This window comes from Nonomuraea montanisoli, from assembly GCF_013363975.1.
Taxonomy (GTDB): domain Bacteria; phylum Actinomycetota; class Actinomycetes; order Streptosporangiales; family Streptosporangiaceae; genus Nonomuraea; species Nonomuraea montanisoli.
In genome coordinates this window covers 138,115-153,678 of sequence record NZ_JABWGN010000014.1, presented here as the reverse complement: position 1 = coordinate 153,678, position 15,564 = coordinate 138,115, and the positions used below count along the sequence as shown (strand labels likewise).

The window sequence follows — 15,564 nt, the reverse complement described above, 5'->3', positions numbered from 1 at the left end:
GGACGTGGCGACGCGGGGGCGCAGGGCTGCGGGGACGTGGGACGCCGCAGGGACGCAGGGCTGCGGGGGTGGCGACGCAGGGACGCAGGGCTGCGGGGACGTGGAACGCCGCAGGGACGCAAGGTCGCAGGGAGGCAGGGGCGCGGGGGCGCGGGGCGCCGCAGGGACAGCACTCGATCGACCGCCCATAGCCGTGCGCCTCGGCGCGACGACCGAAGAGCGCCAGCCGCTTACCTGGCGCGTAATTGGCACGCATACCTCCACCACGCAAAACTAGTCCCATAAGCACCAACACCCACCCGCACCACCACATAAGGGGCAACGAGATGTTCTTCGCGACGAATGACGGCACCCGCCTGGCCTACGAGGACTACGGCCAGGGCCGGCCGATCGTGTTCGTGGCCAGCGCGATGCTCTGCGCCGACATGTGGGAGTACCAGATCCCGTACTTCGTGGAGCAGGGCTACCGTTGCATCGCCCTCGACCGCCGCGGCCACGGCCGTTCCGACCGTCCCAGCACCGGTTACGACATGGACACCGCGGCCGACGACCTGGCCGAGCTGATCGAGCTGCTCGACCTGCGCGACGTGATCCTGGTGGGCCACTCGATGGGCGGCGCCGAGATCGCCCGGTACCTGCACCGGCACGGCGACGAGCGGATCGAGCGGATCGCGCTCATCTCGGCCATGCTGCCGTTCATGCGGCAGACCGACGACAACCCCGAGGGGATCCCCGGCGCCCTGCTGGACGCGTCGATCGCCGCGCTCGACGCCGACCGGCCCAAGTGGCTGGCCCGGCAGGCCCAGGCGTTCTTCGCCACCCACCTGGGCAACGACGTCTCCCCGGCGCAGGTCGACTTCACCATGCGCCAGTGCCTGGAGGTCTCGCCGTGGGCGGTGCGCCAGGCCCAGCGCAACGTGGTGAGCTTCGACCACCGGGCCACCCTGCCCGAGATCAAGCTCCCCACGCTGGTCATCCACGGTGCGGCCGACTTCTCCGCGCCCATCGACGTCACCGGCCGCCGCACCGCCAAGATGATCCCCGGCGCCGTCTACCACGAGTACCCGACCGCCGGCCACGGCCTGTTCGTCAGCCACCGCGACCAGCTCAACGGCGACCTGCTCGCCTTCATCGAGAAGCGTTGACCCACCGCCGGCGTGGCTCCTCAGCGGCGCAGGCGCTCCAGGACGAAGGCGACGCGGGCGGCCACGTCCGCCCTGGGCAGGGGGATCACCTCGTACCCGTGCCGCCCGTACGCCTCCACCATGGCGTCGTGCGTCCGCACCGCCTCGTCGAGGTCCTGGCGGCGTTCGGCGTCGTGGGAGTAGATCTCGGGCCACGGCGGGGCGGCGAACACGCGGCGGTGGTAGCGGAAGAGGCCGGCGGCGGCCGACACGTGGGGCGGGACGGGGCGGTCCAGCAGGAGGTGGTAGCCGACCAGGTCGGTGACGCCGCGGTCGAAGAACACCGGGCCGGGCAGGGCGCGCGCCTCGTGGTGCGAGCGCATCTCCCAGGCCAGCATGACCTCGGCGAACAGCGCCGTGTCGCCCTGGTGCAGGGCCCGGCCGCCGATCGCGACCTGGTCGCGGATGATCGCCCGGCCCGCCTCGGCGACGCAGGCGTGACCGGCGGCGCGCAGGGCCTCGATCAGCGTGGTCTTGCCGGCGCCGGGTCCGCCGGTGATCACGACGAAGTCGTCGGGCGTGATCAGGTGAACCACCTCCGGTGGGTCGGGTTCAGGGGACGCGCGTCACGAAGCAGCCGCAGGACCGCGCCGTCCCGCGGAAAGCCGTCCCGCGGAAAGGAGGGTACGGTCCGTCGCATGGCCCTGCTCTCGAACGACGACCTCATCGCCTCGGCTCAGGCGGTGCTGCACCGGCGCGAGTCAGGTCACATGACCTCTGGCCAGGTGGCCTCGACCCTGGTCACCGTCCAGGGCAGCCTCTACTCCGGCGTGTGCGTCGACACGCCCTGAGGCATGGGATTCTGCTCCGAGCACGCGGCCATCGCCGCCATGGTCACCGCCCGAGAGCAGCGCGTCGCCCGGATCTTGGCGGTCTGGCGCAGCGAGGAGGGCGTCCTGCACGTGCTGCCGCCGTGCGGGCGCTGCCGCGAGTTCATCCGCCAGATCGACCAGGCCGATCTCGACACCGAGGTCGTTCTGGGCCGCGACCGTTCCGCCCCGCTCAGGGAGCTGCCTCCGCACCACGAGTGGCCCGCCGCCGGGTAGATCGAGCCGGTACGGAGGTGTTCCTCCTCTCGGAGTACTGAGCTCTCGCAGTACAGGGCAAAAAGCGGTGCGTGCCGGTGTCGTCCGTCCTGGGTGGGGATAGGGATCGGGTTGCCAGGGACCGGTCCCGGTCCCGGTTCCCAAGCAGGAGATGACACATGGTCACTCCCCTTCTCGCCGCCGTGAGCGCCGCCGGGCCCGCCACCCCGGCCGACCTCGGCGCCGCGCGGATGCAGATGGCGCTCTCCCTGGGCTGGCACATCGTCCTGGCCTGCCTCGGGGTGGGCATGCCGGCGATCACCCTGCTGGCCGAGTGGCGGGGCCACCGCACCGGGGACGTCCACTACCGGCTGCTGGCCCGGCGGTGGGCCAAGGCCATGGGCGTGCTGTTCGCCGTGGGCGCCGTGTCGGGCACCATCCTGTCGTTCGAGATGGGCCTGCTGTGGCCGGGGCTCATGGGCACGTACGGCGAGGTCATCGGGCTGCCGTTCTCGCTGGAGGGCATCGCGTTCTTCATCGAGGCGATCTTCATCGGCGTCTACCTGTACGCCTGGGACCGGCTGTCGCCCGGCAAGCACCTGCTGTCCGGCGTGCCGATCGTCCTCGCGGGCGTGGCCAGCGCCTTCTTCGTCGTCACCGCGAACGCGTGGATGCAGCAGCCCACCGGGTTCGCGCTGCGCGACGGCAAGGTGGTGGCCGTGAGCCCGTGGGCGGCGATGTTCAACCCGGCGACGCCGCCCCAGACCGTGCACATGATCCTGGCGGCGTTCATGGTCGCCGGGTACGGCATGGCGAGCGTGTACGCGGTGGCGATGCTGCGCGGCCGGCGCGACCGCTACCACCGGCTGGGGCTGCTGCTGCCGATGACCGTGGCGGCGATCGTCACGCCGTTCCAGATCGGCGTGGGCGACTGGGCCGCGCACTTCGTGGCCGACTACCAGCCGGTCAAGCTGGCCGCCATGGAGGGCGTGTTCGCCTCGGGCCGCGGGGTGCCGCTGCACCTGGGCGGCATCGCGGTCGACGGCGAGCTGAAGTACGCCCTGGAGATCCCGTACGGGCTGTCGCTGCTGGCCCACTGGGACCCCCACGCCGCCATCCAGGGCCTGAACGTGATCCCGCCCGCCGACCGGCCGCCCGTCAACGTCGTCCACTGGGGCTTCCAGATCATGGTGGGCATGGGCTCGGCGCTGCTGCTGCTCGCCGCATGGCTGGCCGTGTCGTGGTGGCGGCGGCGCGACATCCCGCGCACGGCGTGGTTCGCGCGCGCCGCGGCGGTGTCGGGGGTGGCGGCGGTGGTGGCCCTGGAGGCCGGCTGGGTCGTCACCGAGGTGGGGCGCCAGCCGTGGACCGTGTTCCGCGTGCTGCGCACCGTCGACGCCGTCAATCCGGCGCCCGGACTGGTGTACGGCTTCGCGCTGGTCTCGGCGGTGTACGTGGTGCTGACCGTCGCCACCGTGTACGTGCTGAGACGGCTGGCGCGGGACGTGCCGGTGCCCATCGCGCCGCAGGAGCCCGACGTCGCCGGCTACAAGGTCGTCTGACCGTGGGGCTGCCAGAGATCATGCTCGCGGTGCTGTGGGTCGGGCTGACCGCGTACGTGCTGTTCGGCGGCGCCGACTTCGGCGGCGGCGTGTGGGACCTGCTGTCCGGCGGGGCCGGGACGGGACGCCGGCGGCGGGAGCTGGTGGAGCACTCCATCGGCCCCGTCTGGGAGGCCAACCACGTGTGGCTGATCTTCGTGATCGTGCTGATGTGGACGGGCATCCCCTCGGTGTTCGCGGCCGTCGCCTCCACCCTGTACGTCCCGCTGACGCTCGCGGCGCTCGGCATCATCGCCAGGGGAGCGGCCTTCGCCTTCCGGAAGGCGTCGACGCGGCTCTGGCAGCAACGGCTGTTCGGGGCCACGTTCGCGTTCTCGTCCGTGGTGACGCCGTTCTTCCTGGGCACGGCGGCGGGCGCCATCGCCTCCGGCCGGGTGCCGCCGGGCATCGCGCGCGGCGACCTCGTCACGAGCTGGGCCAACCCGACGTCGCTGACGGCGGGCGCGCTGGCCGTGGGCACCGCCGCCTACCTGGCCGCCTGTTACCTGACCCGCGACGCCGAGCGCACCGGGCAACCCGACCTGGCGGAGGAGTTCAGGCGCCGGGCGCTGGTGACGGGCGTGGTCGTGGGCGTGCTGTCGGCGGCGGGGCTGCTGGTGCTGCACGCCGACGCGCCGGGGCTGTTCGCGGAGCTGACCAGCGGGCGCGCGCTGCCGTTCCTCGTGCTGTCGGTGGTGGCCGGGGTGGCGTCGCTGCCGCTGCTGTGGCTGCGCCGCTACCGGGAGGTGCGCATCACCGCGGCGCTCGCCGTCGTGGGGCTGCTGTGGGGGTGGGGCGTGGGGCAGTACCCGGTGCTGCTGCCCGGCGTGACGCTGCGGGAGGCGGCGGCCACCACGTCCGTGCTGGCGGCGAGCCTCGGCTCGCTGGCGGTCGGTGCGGTGCTGCTGGTGCCGTCGCTGTGGTGGCTGTACGCGACGTTCCAGCGGGAGCACACCGCGGGCCGGGAGCGGGCCGAGCCCTGACCCGTGCCAACTCCTTACGCCATAAGCTATCCTCTACTCCCGACAACTCTTTACGGCATAAGGAATCAGGGGAGAAGCGGATGACGACCACCACGGCCAAGCTGCACGACGGGGCCGCGCTCGACATCGAGATCAGCGGCGACGGCCCCACCGTGCTCCTGCCCGTCAACCCCCGCCCCGTCGAGGGCCCGAAGGCGGAGGAGATGCGCAAGTGGGGCGTGGACCCGGCGCTGGGCCGCACCCTCATCGACGGGCTCGCCGACGCCTTCCGCGTCGTCGCGTTCGACTACGAGAACCACGTCCTGGCCGACCCCAAGGCCGACACGCTCACCCCCGCCAACGTCGCCGCCGACCTGCTGGCCGTGGCCGACGCCGCCGGCGCCGGGCGGTTCGCGTACTACGGCTACTCCTGGCTGGCGCTCAGCGGCCTCCAGCTCGCGATCCGCACCGACCGGCTGTCGGGGCTCGTCATGGGCGGCTATCCGCCGATCGGCGGCCCGTACGCGGAGATGCTCGCCGTCACCATGGCGACCCACGCCATGGCCTCGCCCGAGCAGCCCGCCGCCCCCGCCGCCCCCGCGGAGCCCGCGGAGCCCGCCGAGCCGGGGGACTGGTCGAAGGCCGAGGTGACGATGAGCCCCGACCAGACCAAGCAGTTCGTCACGCTGTACGAGGGACTGCGCGGGTTCGACGACCGGGCCGTCCAGGACCGGGTCACCTGCCCGCGGCTCTGCTTCGCCGGCTCCGCCGACGTGATCGAGTACGACCAGCGGTGGGGCGGCGTCCGCGTCGACATCGCCGGGCCGTTCCTGAACCGGCGGGCCGAGCTGGAGTCACTCGGCTGGGAGGTGCGGGTGCTGGACGGCCTCGACCACACCGGCGCCATGCAGCCGCCCGCCGTCCTGCCCGCGCTCCGCCCCTGGCTCCAGGCCCACCTGGCCGTGGACTGAGGAGCCGTGGACTGAGGAGCCGGGGACTGAGCAGGCGTCAGACGTAGTAGCCCTCCACCGGGACCCGCGCCTCCGCGTACAGGGCGGGTCCCTCCAGGAGGGGGCCGGCGGCGGTGGCCGGCGGTTTGAGGCCGGCGAGCTGCTCGCCGGACAGCGCGAACACCACGCGGCCGAGGAACGAGCGCTCGATCGCGCCCGCGCACATGCCGCACGGCTGGCAGCTCGTGTACATGCTGGTGGCCGCCGCGGCGTCCGGGGAGAGCTCGCGGGCCGCCCAGCGGGCCAGCTTCAGCTCGGGGTGGGCGGTGATGTCGCCGCCGGTGACGGTCGTGTTGCGCTCCTCCACCAGCACGGCGCCGTCCGGGCCCACCAGCAGCGAGCCGAACGGCGGGTCGCCGCCCTCGCGGGCCTCGGCGGCCAGCTCGATGGCCCGGCGCAGGAAACGTTCTTCGTCGCTGGTCACGATGTCTTCTCCGTTCGTACGGACGAGGGGGCGGTCACTTCGGGGCGGCGGCGGCCGGGGGACGGGCGGCGGCCAGCGCGGCGAGGTCGCGCCAGGCGGCCTCGGGGTGCAGGGTCTCGCGCGGGTCGGTGCCGAACGGGTCGACGACCACGGTGTCCGCGCCGAGCAGCCGCAGCTCCTCCAGGTCGCCGAGGACCTGGTCGAGCGTGCCCTCCCCGGCGAGCCGGTCCGGATCCGTGACCGGGGCGTCGGTGAGCCGGAGCCGGACGCGCGGGACCAGGGCCGGCACGGGCCGCCCCAGCTCCGCGGCGGCGGCCTCCATCCGGCCCGCCGCCTCCCGGATCCAGGACACGCTGCGCCGCAGCGGGTGCCAGGCGTCGCCGAGCCGTACGGCGCGGCGGATGCCCGCGTCGCTGTTGCCGCCCACCCACAACGGGATCCGGCCCGCGCGATAGTCGTCCTCGTCCTCCCACGCGGCCCGCATCGCCAGCAGGTGCTCCTCGGTCAGCCTGCCGCGCCGCTCGAACGGCACGCCCAGCGCCTCGAACTCCTGCCGCGCCCACCCCACGCCCACGCCGAGCACCAGCCGCCCGCCGCTGAGCTGCTGGAGGTTCGCGGCCATCCGCGCCACCAGGAGCGGATGGCGGTACGGGACGATGAGCACGGTCGTGCCGAGCCCGATGCGGTCCGTGACGCCGGCCAGCCACGACAGCGTGGTGAACGGCTCGTAGAACGGGGCCGGATACTGCTCGGCCACGTCGGGCGTCACCACGACGTGGTCGGAGACCATCAGCAGGTCGAAACCGAGGCCCTCGACGGTCCGAGCCCACCGGCGCAGGGCGGCGGGGTCGGTGCCGGGGCCGAAGTTCGGGACATTGACTCCTATACGCACCCGCCCCACGCTATCCACCCCCATGGAGGGTTCGGAAGGGAATCCTCCTGGCGTATCGCCGGCATCGCCGTGGAACCACCGGTAGTTTCGGGATATGACCGAGAATGTCGACGCGACCGACTGGGCCATCATCGCCGAGCTCCAGCGGGACGGCCGGATCCCGCTCACCGAGCTGGCCCGGCGCGTCAGCCTCAGCGCCTCGGCGACGACCGAGCGGGTCAGGCGGCTGGAGACGGCGGGCGTCATCACCGGCTACCGGGCCGAGATCGACCTGGGCAAGGTGGGTTTCACGGTACTGGCGGTAGTGCGGCTGAAGTACCCGGGCAACCGGCACCAGCCGCTGCACCGGCTGCTGGGCGAGCGCCGCGAGATCCTCGAATGCCTGCGCACCACCGGCGACGACTGTTACACGCTCAAGGTGGCGGCCGTCTCCATGGGACATCTGGAGCGGATCGTGGACGAGCTCGCGCAGTTCGGGAGCACCACCACGAACGTCGTCTACAGCCAGACGCTGCCCTACCGGGCGCCGTCCGCGCCCTACGCCTGAGCCTCATCCGGCCCGGGTGTCCGCGCGTCTCAGCCCTTCCGTCCGCGCCTCCTCCGGCGCGCGGTCGGGGCGCAGGCCGCGCCACGAGGGGTGGCGCAGCCGCCCGTCACCGGTCACGTCCGCGTACCGCACCTCGCCGACCAGCCGCGGCTCCACCCAGCGGGCGTCGCGGGCGAACTCGCGCGGCACCGGCTGCCCGAACGGCGAGGTCGGCCGCTCCAGCGGCGCCAGCTCCGCGCGCAGCGCCTCCAGCATGGCGTCGGTGAAGCCCGTGCCGACGTGCCCCACGTACAGCAGCCGGCCGCCCGGGTCGTACGCGCCGAGCAGCAGCGACCCGATCCCCCCGGCGCGCCGCCCCGCGCCCGGCTTCCACCCGCCGACCACCACCTCCAGGCTGGAGAAGTTCTTCACCTTCGTCCACTCCGGGCCGCGCCGGCCCGGCCGGTACGGCGAGTCGCGGCGCTTCACCACCACGCCCTCCAGGCCGAGCCGGTGGCTGGCCTCCAGCGCCGCGCGCGGGTCGCCGAGGAACGCCACCGGCGTCTGCCACCGGAAGCCCGGCCGCACCAGGCCCTCCAGCAGCTCGCGCCGCTCGTCGTACGGCAGCCGGACCGTGCTGCGGTCGCCGACGTGCAGCACGTCGAAGACCATGTACGTGACGGGAACGGTCTTGACCAGCTCGGCGATCCTCATGGGGCGGCGCTGGTGCATCCGCAGGGCCAGGGCGCCGAAGCTGGGCAGCCCGGTCTCGTCGAACGCGACGATCTCCCCGTCGAGCACCACGTCCTTCCCGCCCACGGCCCCGGCCATCGGGTACAGCTCCGGGTAGGCGAGCGTGACGTCGCGGCCGTTGCGCGACATCAGGCGCAGCGCCCCCTCCTCGACGTACGCCAGGCCGCGCACGCCGTCCCACTTCATCTCCGCCGACCACAGCTCCCGCTGCGCGGGCGGCGGCAGGGGGCCGAGCTGGGCGAGCATCGGCCGGTAGGTGGGCAGTCGCCCCATGACCGATGGCCTTCCCGCCCGCCGGACGGCTACGGTCCGCCGCGGGTACAGGGAGGGTCAAGTCCCCGTAAAACGGGCTCAGGTCGAGAAGTCGGCGAAGTCGAAGCCCGGCGCCACCACGCAGCTCACCAGCACGGCCTCGTCGCCGGCCGGCCGCGCCGCCTGCCGGACCCCGCCCGGGACCAGGGCCTGCGGCACCTGCCCCTCCTCCACCAGCGGCCCGAGCACGACGGTCTCGTCGCCGACGGTGAGCGCCAGCGGCCCGCCCCGGTGCCACAGCCACACCTCGTCCGACCGCACGCGGTGCGGGACCGACTCCTCGCCGGGCTGCAGCAGGAAGTAGATGCCCGTGGCGCTGGCGCGCGGGCCGGGATACCCGTCGGGCCGGAACTCCACCGGCGACCGCCAGGTCTGGCGGTACCAGCCGCCCTCGGGGTGGGGCAGCAGGTCGAGGGCGCGGGCGATCGGCGGGCGCTCCTCGAACCCGACCGGCGCCCCGTGGACGTCACGGCGCAGGAACCGGGCGCCGTCCAGGACGAGCTGCCCCTCCAGGCCGCTGGCCAGGGCTTCCGCCTCGTTCGCGACCTCGATGGACGGGCCGTCGGGATAGATCATCAGCTCCACGGGCCGAGTCTACGGGCGTGGCTCTGACTAGGGTGTCAATGAGGCTGGAAATGTCAGCCGGAGTGGCTAGTGTGCCAAGGTGATCGAACGGTGGAGCCGAGACCAGGTGCTCGCCCTCGCCCCTGACGCGCCGTCCCGCAAGGCCGCCCAGGGCGTGGCGCGGGCCGAGGCGTGGCCGCTGCTCGGGGTCGCGACCGCCGCACCTCCCGCCGCCGTGCCCACCGTCGAGCATGAGGCCCTGACGGGGGGAGGGCAGGAGGGCCCGGTGGTGTTCGGCGAGTGCAAGGGCAGCGGGGCGACGCCGTACCAGACCTGCGTCGAGCTCGACGGCCCCGCCTGTCAGTGCGGTTGCCCGAGCCGGAAGTCCCCGTGCAAGCACGCGCTCGGCCTGCTGCTCCTCTGGTCGGCCGGCGACGTGCCCGCCGCCGAGCCGCCGCCATGGGTCGCCGACCGGCTCGCCCGCCGCGACCGGAGCGCCGCCCGCGCCGGCGCGGGCGAGGCCGCGCGGCAGTCACGGCAGGGCGCGACGACCGGCGGCAGGGCGGGCGCGCGGAGCGCGGCGACGGAGTCGGCCCGGCACGCGCGCGTGGCCGCCGGGCTGGCCGAGCTGGAGCGCTGGCTGGCCGACCAGATCCGCCAAGGGCTGGCCACGGCCGGCGACGGCGCCTGGGACGACCTGGCCAAACGGCTCGTCGACGCCCAGGCGCCCGGGGTCGCGAGCACGGTGTCGCGCCTGCGTGAGGCGCGGGCGGCCGACGACTGGCCGGAGCGGCTGCTGGAGGAGTACGCCCTGATCGACCTGCTGGCGGTGGCCTACCGCCGCCGCGCCCACCTGCCCGTCCCGCTGGCGCAGACGGTCCTGTCGCGGGTGGGCTTCCCGGTCATGCGCGAGGAGGTGCTGGCCGGCCCGGCCGTCCGCGACCGGTGGGACGTGCTGGGGCGGCGCGACGAGGTGCAGGAGCGGCTGACCTCCCGCCGGGTGTGGCTGCGGGGGCGCGACACGGGACGTCCCGCGCTGGTGCTCTCGTTCGCCCCGCAGGGCCAGGCCCTCGACCCCTCGTTCGTCACGGGCGCCACCGTGGACGCCGACCTGGCCTTCTACCCGGGCGCCGCCCCCCTCCGGGCTCTGGCGGCCGGCGCGACCACGCTCGCCGCCCCGATGGGGGAGCCGCCGGGGGTGACCCCGGAGGAGGCGATGGACGAGGTGGCCGCCGCGCTCGCCGCCGACCCGTGGACCGACTCCTGGCCGCTGGTGCTGGCCGGCGTCGTCCCCGGGCGCACGGGTGTCGGCGGGTTCCCGCTGCACCGGAGCGCGTACGACCCGTGGCGGCTGATCGCGGTCTCCGGCGGGCGGCCGGTCACGGTCGCCGCCGAGTGGACGCCCCACGGCCTGCGGCCGCTGACCACGTGGGCCGAGGACGGGACGGTGGTGATCCTGTGAGCTGGGACGATCTCGCCTCCACGGCCCTGGTCGGCACGGACCGCCGGCCGTACCACGGAGACCTGCTGGCCGACGCGGCCGTGCAGGTCGCCCGCCGCCGCGCCGGCCGCCTCCTCACCCCGCCGCCCGCCGACGCTGGGGAGGGCCGGGGCGTGTCGGCCGGGGCCGGGGAGGGGGGGATCGCGGCCGGGGAGGAGCAGGAGGCCGTCGGTCGTCGTGCCGCCGAGAGGCTGACGCGGATCCTCGGCGGTGAGCACGAGCGGCTGCTGCCCGAGTGGCTGGCCGCCGCGGCGGCGACCGGCCGCCGGGTCCCCCCGTACGTGCTGCCCGAGCTGCTCGACCGCGGCCGCCGCGACCACTCCATCCGCGCCCACCTCGGCGTGCTCGCCGGCCGGCGCGGCCGGTGGCTGGCCAGGCTCAACCCCTCCTGGGCGTACCTCCTGGAGGAGCCGACCGGCGAGACCTGGGAGCTGGGCAGCCCCGCCGACCGCCGCGCCTACCTGCGGCGGCTCAGGGCCGGCGACCCCGGAGCCGCGCGGCTGCTGCTGGAGAGCACGTGGGCGAGCGAGACGCCGGACGACCGGGCGGAGTTCGTGACGGTGCTGGCCGACGGGCTGTCCATGGCCGACGAGCCGTTCCTGGAGAACGCCCTGGACGACCGCCGCCGCGAGGTCCGCCAGCAGGCCGCCAACCTGCTGGCCCGGATGCCCGGCTCCCGCCTGTCCGGGCGGATGGCCGAGCGCGCCCGCGCCTGCTTCACCATCGCCGCCGACGTGATGCACGTCGAGCCGCCCCGCGAGTGCGACCGGGCGATGGAGCGCGACGGCGTCAAGACCAAGCCGCCCCGGGGCATCGGTGAGCGGGCCTGGTGGCTGCAGCAGGTCATCGCCCGCGCCCCGCTGGCGATCTGGGGTCCCGACCCGGCGCCGCTGCTGGCGCTGCGCATCCCCGACTGGGACGCCGAGGTGAAGACCGCCTGGGTGCGGGCCGCCCTGTTGCAGCGCGATCCGGAGTGGGCGCGGGCGATGTTCGCCTGGGACCCGATCGCCGACCTGCTGACCGTGCTGCCGCCGGGGGAGCAGCAGGTGCTCGCGGCGGCGTTCGTGCGGGAGCACGACCTCGACAGCCAGTTGATCATGGTGTTGGGCGGCGTGTCCCCGCAGTGGCGCGAGGAGCTGGCCACGGCCGTCCTCGCCAAGATCGTCAAGGTGGCCGGCACCCAGCCCTGGAACCTCGGCGAGCTGGTCAAGCTCGCCGGCGAGCGCGTCGCCCCGGCGCTGGCCGAGCCGGCCGCCCGTTACTCGACCGAGCCGGCGGTGCAGCAGGTGGCCGCCCTGCTGCGGTTCCGCGCCGACATGATGGAGGAGCTCTCGTGAACGACCTCAGCCCGGTGAGCAGTCCCCGCCAGGGGAGCGACGCCGATGTGCTGCGTCCCCACGCGGAGGAGCAGTACGCCGAGGAGCTGCACCTGCTCGCCAAGGAGGACGACCGGCCCCGGCCGCCCGGCTGGAAGCTGTCGCCGTGGGCGGTCACCACCTACGTCCTCGGCGACGGCGACCGCGTCACGCCCAAGTACGTGGGCGCCCGCCGCGTCGTCGAGGTGGCCGTCGCCACGCTCGCCACCGACCGCGCGCTCCTGCTGCTCGGCGTGCCGGGCACGGCCAAGACGTGGCTGTCGGAGCACCTGGCCGCCGCGATCAGCGGCGACTCGACGCTGCTCGTGCAGGGCACCGCCGGCACCGCCGAGGAGGCCGTACGGTACGGCTGGAACTACGCGCGGCTGCTCGCCGAGGGCCCGTCGATCGAGGCGCTGACCCCGTCGCCGGTGATGCGCGCCATGGCCGAGGGCCGCGTGGCCCGGGTCGAGGAGCTCACCCGCATGCCGTCCGACGTGCAGGACGCGCTGATCACCGTGCTGTCGGAGAAGACCCTGCCCATCCCCGAGCTGGGCCGGGAGGTGCAGGCGCGGCGCGGGTTCAACCTGATCGCCACCGCCAACGACCGCGACAAGGGCGTCAACGACCTGTCCAGCGCGTTGCGCCGCCGCTTCAACACGGTCGTGCTGCCCGTGCCGGCGACGGCCGAGGAGGAGGTGGACATCGTCGCGCGGCGCGTGGACCAGCTCGGCCGGTCGCTGGAGCTGCCGGGCGCGGGCACGGGGCTGGAGGAGATCCGGCGCGTGGTGACGGTGTTCAGGGAGCTGCGCTCGGGGGTCACCGAGGACGGCCGCACCCAGGTGAAGTCGCCCAGCGGCACGCTGTCCACGGCCGAGGCCATCTCCGTGCTCACCAGCGGCATCGCGCTGGCCGCGCACTTCGGCGACGGGGTGCTGCGGCCGGCCGACGTGGCGGCGGGCATCGTCGGGACCGTGGTGCAGGAGCCGGTGTCGGACCGGGTGGCGTGGCGGGAGTACCTGGAGACCGTCGTCCGCGAGCGTCCGGGCTGGCAGGACTTCTACCGCGCCTGCCGCGACGTCTCCTGACCTGTCCCATCCGGCGGGGCTTGACGCTCCACTTGTGAGGAGATGCGATGACTGTCTCGGTCCTGGGGGTGCGCCACCACGGGCCCGGGTCGGCGCGGGCCGTGCGAGAGGAGCTGCGGCGGCTGCGGCCCGACGTGATCCTCGTCGAGGGGCCGCCGGAGGCCGACCCGCTCGTGGCCCTCGCCCCCGAGCTGGAGCCGCCGGTGGCGTTGCTGGCGCACGTCCCCGGGGCGCCGTCGAGCGCGGCGTTCTGGCCGTTCGCCCGGTTCTCGCCCGAGTGGCAGGCCATCCTGCACGGGGCGGAGCACGGCGTGCCCGTGCGCTTCTGCGACCTGCCCGCCGCGCACACCCTCGCGGATCCGGCGCCGAGCCCGCCGGACGGCGACCAGGACGACGCCGGCGAGGCGGCGCCCGTGGAGGTGCGGCTGGATCCGATCGCCGCCCTGGCCTGCGCCGCCGGCTACGACGACCCCGAACGCTGGTGGGAGGACGTCGTCGAGCACCGCGGCGACACCCCGTTCGAGGTGATCGCCGAGGCGATGGCCGCCGTGCGCCAGGGCTACGCGCCCGACGGCCGGGAGGCCAGGCGCGAGGCGTACATGCGCAAGACCCTGCGCAAGGCCCTCAAGCAGGGGCACCAGCGGATCGCGGTGATCTGCGGCGCCTGGCACGTCCCCGCGCTGACCGGGCCGCTGCCACCGGCCAGGGCCGACGACGCGCTGCTGCGCGGCCTGCCCAAGGTGAAGGCGGAGCTGACCTGGGTGCCGTGGACGTACGGGCGGCTGGGCTGGTGGAGCGGCTACGGCGCGGGGGTCGCGTCGCCGGGCTGGTACGACCACCTGTTCGCCGCCCCCGACCGGCCCGTCGAGCGGTGGCTGAGCGCGGCGGCGGCCGTGCTGCGCGACGAGGGCCTCGCGGTGTCGTCCGCGCACGTGATCGAGGCGGTGCGGCTCTCCCACGGCCTCGCCACCCTGCGCGGACGCCCCCTCGCCGGGCTGGGCGAGGTCACCGAGGCGGTCCGGGCGGTGCTGTGCGAGGGGGACGAGCTGGCGGTCGAGCTCATCCAGCGGCGCATGGTCGTGGGCGACCGCCTCGGCCACGTCACCGACCGCACGCCCATGGTGCCGCTCCAGCGCGACCTGCGCGACCAGCAGCGGCGGCTGCGGCTCAAGCCCGAGGCGCTCGACCGCGACGTGACCCTCGACCTGCGCAAGCCGCTCGACCTCGAACGCAGCCACCTGCTGCACCGGCTGCGGCTGCTCGACGTGGGCTGGGGCACGCCGGGGGAGTCGCGGGGCAAGGGCACGTTCAAGGAGACGTGGAGGCTGCGGTGGCGGCCCGAGTTCGACCTCACGCTCATCGAGGGCGCGGCGCTCGGCGTCACGGTGGTCGAGGCCGCCACCCAGCGCGCCCGTGACCTGGCCGCGGGCGACGGCACAGCCTCCGGCGGGGCCGGGGCCGGGGCCGGGGCCGGGGCCGCGGTGTCGCTGGCCGAGCTGGCGGATCTGGTCGAGCGGTGCCTGCTGGCCGAGCTGCCGGACGCGTTGCCGGAGGTGCTGGCCGCCCTGTCCGCCAGGGCCGCCCTCGACACCGACGTCACCCGCCTCATGGCCGCCCTCCCCGCGATGGCCCGCGCGCAGCGTTACGGCGACGTGCGCGGCACCCCGGCCGAGGGGCTGGCGGTGATCGTCCGGTCGATGCTGGACCGGATCCGCGTCGGGCTGCCGGCGGCGGTGACCGGGCTGGACGACGAGGCGGCGGCCACCCTGCTCGGCCACATCGACGCGGTCCACGCGGTGGTCGCCCTCCTCGACGCGCCGACCGACGCCGTCGGGAACGTGCGGGCGCGGTGGTTGTGCGCGTTGCGGAACCTGAGCGAGCGGCCCGGCCTGCACGGGCTGATCGAGGGGCGGCTCACCCGCATCCTGCTCGACGCCGGCGAGCTCGGCGACGCGGCCGACCGCATGTCCCGGGCGATGTCGCGCGGGCAGGCGCCGGCCAGGGCGGCGGCGTGGGTGGAGGGCTTCCTGGCGGGCGGCGGGCTGCTGCTGGTGCACGACGCCCGGCTGCTGCAGCTCGTGGACGGATGGCTGACCGGGCTGTCCGGCGACCAGTTCACCGAGGTGCTGCCGCTGCTGCGCCGCACGTTCGGCGGCTTCGCCGTACCCGAGAGACGGGCGGTCGGGGAGCGGGTGCGGTCGGCGGGGCGGCACGTGCGGCGGCCGGAGCGCGACCTGGACGAGCGCCGCGCGGCTCCCGCGGTCGCCACGGTGCTGGCCATCATCGGCGCCCCCGCCGGGGGAACGGACACCGGCGCCCCCGCCCAGGGCGCGGACATGAGCGAGGAAGACAACGGGTGAGTGAGGG

The 15,564-nt window shown here is 74.7% G+C and carries 16 protein-coding genes; 11 read left to right on the top strand and 5 right to left on the bottom strand.

Annotated elements, in window-relative coordinates:
* The first annotated feature begins 326 nt into the window (after nucleotides 1–326).
* A complete protein-coding gene (locus tag HTZ77_RS33050) occupies nucleotides 327–1,145 on the top strand; it encodes an alpha/beta fold hydrolase (RefSeq protein ID WP_175593649.1) in 819 nt (272 codons plus the stop codon).
* Nucleotides 1,146–1,165: 20 nt separating this feature from the next.
* Here the strand turns inward: HTZ77_RS33050 and HTZ77_RS33045 are convergent, their stop codons facing one another.
* Nucleotides 1,166–1,720: an AAA family ATPase gene (locus HTZ77_RS33045; protein WP_328808913.1), complete on the bottom strand. Its 555-nt coding sequence runs from the start codon at nucleotides 1,718–1,720 to the stop codon at nucleotides 1,166–1,168.
* Between the two features lie 102 nt (nucleotides 1,721–1,822).
* Here HTZ77_RS33045 and HTZ77_RS45520 point away from each other — a divergent pair, with 102 nt between their 5' ends.
* The 5 genes from HTZ77_RS45520 to HTZ77_RS33025 all read left to right on the top strand — a co-directional run bounded on the left by HTZ77_RS45520 (nucleotide 1,823) and on the right by HTZ77_RS33025 (nucleotide 5,743).
* A complete protein-coding gene (locus tag HTZ77_RS45520) occupies nucleotides 1,823–1,975 on the top strand; it encodes a hypothetical protein (RefSeq protein WP_205304172.1) in 153 nt (50 codons plus the stop codon).
* A 3-nt stretch (nucleotides 1,976–1,978) separates the two neighbouring features.
* Nucleotides 1,979–2,230, top strand: coding sequence for a hypothetical protein (locus HTZ77_RS33040; RefSeq protein WP_205304169.1), 252 nt, complete (start codon nucleotides 1,979–1,981; stop codon nucleotides 2,228–2,230).
* Between the two features lie 158 nt (nucleotides 2,231–2,388).
* Nucleotides 2,389–3,771, top strand: a complete 1,383-nt coding sequence (locus HTZ77_RS33035) for a cytochrome ubiquinol oxidase subunit I (RefSeq protein WP_175593648.1) — start codon at nucleotides 2,389–2,391, stop codon at nucleotides 3,769–3,771.
* A 2-nt stretch (nucleotides 3,772–3,773) separates the two neighbouring features.
* Nucleotides 3,774–4,793, top strand: coding sequence for a cytochrome d ubiquinol oxidase subunit II (locus HTZ77_RS33030; RefSeq protein WP_328808912.1), 1,020 nt, complete (start codon nucleotides 3,774–3,776; stop codon nucleotides 4,791–4,793).
* 80 nt (nucleotides 4,794–4,873) lie between these two features.
* Entirely contained in the window at nucleotides 4,874–5,743 is an 870-nt protein-coding gene (locus HTZ77_RS33025) for an alpha/beta fold hydrolase (protein ID WP_175593647.1), read from the top strand.
* Between the two features lie 37 nt (nucleotides 5,744–5,780).
* Here the strand turns inward: HTZ77_RS33025 and HTZ77_RS33020 are convergent, their stop codons facing one another.
* Both HTZ77_RS33020 and HTZ77_RS33015 read right to left on the bottom strand, forming a co-directional pair.
* Nucleotides 5,781–6,206, bottom strand: a complete 426-nt coding sequence (locus HTZ77_RS33020) for a nucleoside deaminase (RefSeq protein WP_175593646.1) — start codon at nucleotides 6,204–6,206, stop codon at nucleotides 5,781–5,783.
* Nucleotides 6,207–6,240: 34 nt separating this feature from the next.
* Nucleotides 6,241–7,098, bottom strand: a complete 858-nt coding sequence (locus HTZ77_RS33015) for an LLM class flavin-dependent oxidoreductase (RefSeq protein WP_175593645.1) — start codon at nucleotides 7,096–7,098, stop codon at nucleotides 6,241–6,243.
* Between the two features lie 94 nt (nucleotides 7,099–7,192).
* Here HTZ77_RS33015 and HTZ77_RS33010 point away from each other — a divergent pair, with 94 nt between their 5' ends.
* Entirely contained in the window at nucleotides 7,193–7,645 is a 453-nt protein-coding gene (locus tag HTZ77_RS33010) for an Lrp/AsnC family transcriptional regulator (protein WP_175593644.1), read from the top strand.
* A 3-nt stretch (nucleotides 7,646–7,648) separates the two neighbouring features.
* Here the strand turns inward: HTZ77_RS33010 and ligD are convergent, their stop codons facing one another.
* Together ligD and HTZ77_RS33000 are read right to left on the bottom strand one after the other, a co-directional pair.
* Nucleotides 7,649–8,650, bottom strand: coding sequence for a non-homologous end-joining DNA ligase (ligD, locus tag HTZ77_RS33005; RefSeq protein ID WP_175593643.1), 1,002 nt, complete (start codon nucleotides 8,648–8,650; stop codon nucleotides 7,649–7,651).
* A gap of 78 nt (nucleotides 8,651–8,728) precedes the next feature.
* Complete coding sequence (locus HTZ77_RS33000; RefSeq protein ID WP_175593752.1) at nucleotides 8,729–9,265, bottom strand: cupin domain-containing protein; 537 nt, start codon at nucleotides 9,263–9,265, stop codon at nucleotides 8,729–8,731.
* A gap of 88 nt (nucleotides 9,266–9,353) precedes the next feature.
* On the opposite strand from HTZ77_RS33000, the gene HTZ77_RS32995 reads away from it, so the two are divergent.
* From HTZ77_RS32995 to HTZ77_RS32980, 4 genes are read left to right on the top strand one after another with little or no spacing between them, the layout of a single operon-like run.
* Entirely contained in the window at nucleotides 9,354–10,715 is a 1,362-nt protein-coding gene (locus HTZ77_RS32995; protein ID WP_175593642.1) for an SWIM zinc finger family protein, read from the top strand.
* Entirely contained in the window at nucleotides 10,712–12,091 is a 1,380-nt protein-coding gene (locus HTZ77_RS32990) for a DUF5691 domain-containing protein (RefSeq protein ID WP_175593641.1), read from the top strand. Before HTZ77_RS32995 ends, HTZ77_RS32990 begins: the two co-directional genes overlap by 4 nt.
* The gene (locus HTZ77_RS32985) at nucleotides 12,088–13,197 is read left to right on the top strand and encodes an ATP-binding protein (RefSeq protein WP_328808911.1); all 1,110 of its coding nucleotides are present in this window, start codon (nucleotides 12,088–12,090) and stop codon (nucleotides 13,195–13,197) included. The genes HTZ77_RS32990 and HTZ77_RS32985 overlap by 4 nt, the downstream gene beginning before the upstream one ends.
* Before the next feature lie 47 nt (nucleotides 13,198–13,244).
* Nucleotides 13,245–15,557 (top strand): DUF5682 family protein, encoded by a 2,313-nt coding sequence (locus HTZ77_RS32980; RefSeq protein ID WP_235995543.1) that lies wholly within the window; start codon nucleotides 13,245–13,247, stop codon nucleotides 15,555–15,557.
* The last annotated feature ends 7 nt before the right edge of the window (nucleotides 15,558–15,564 follow it).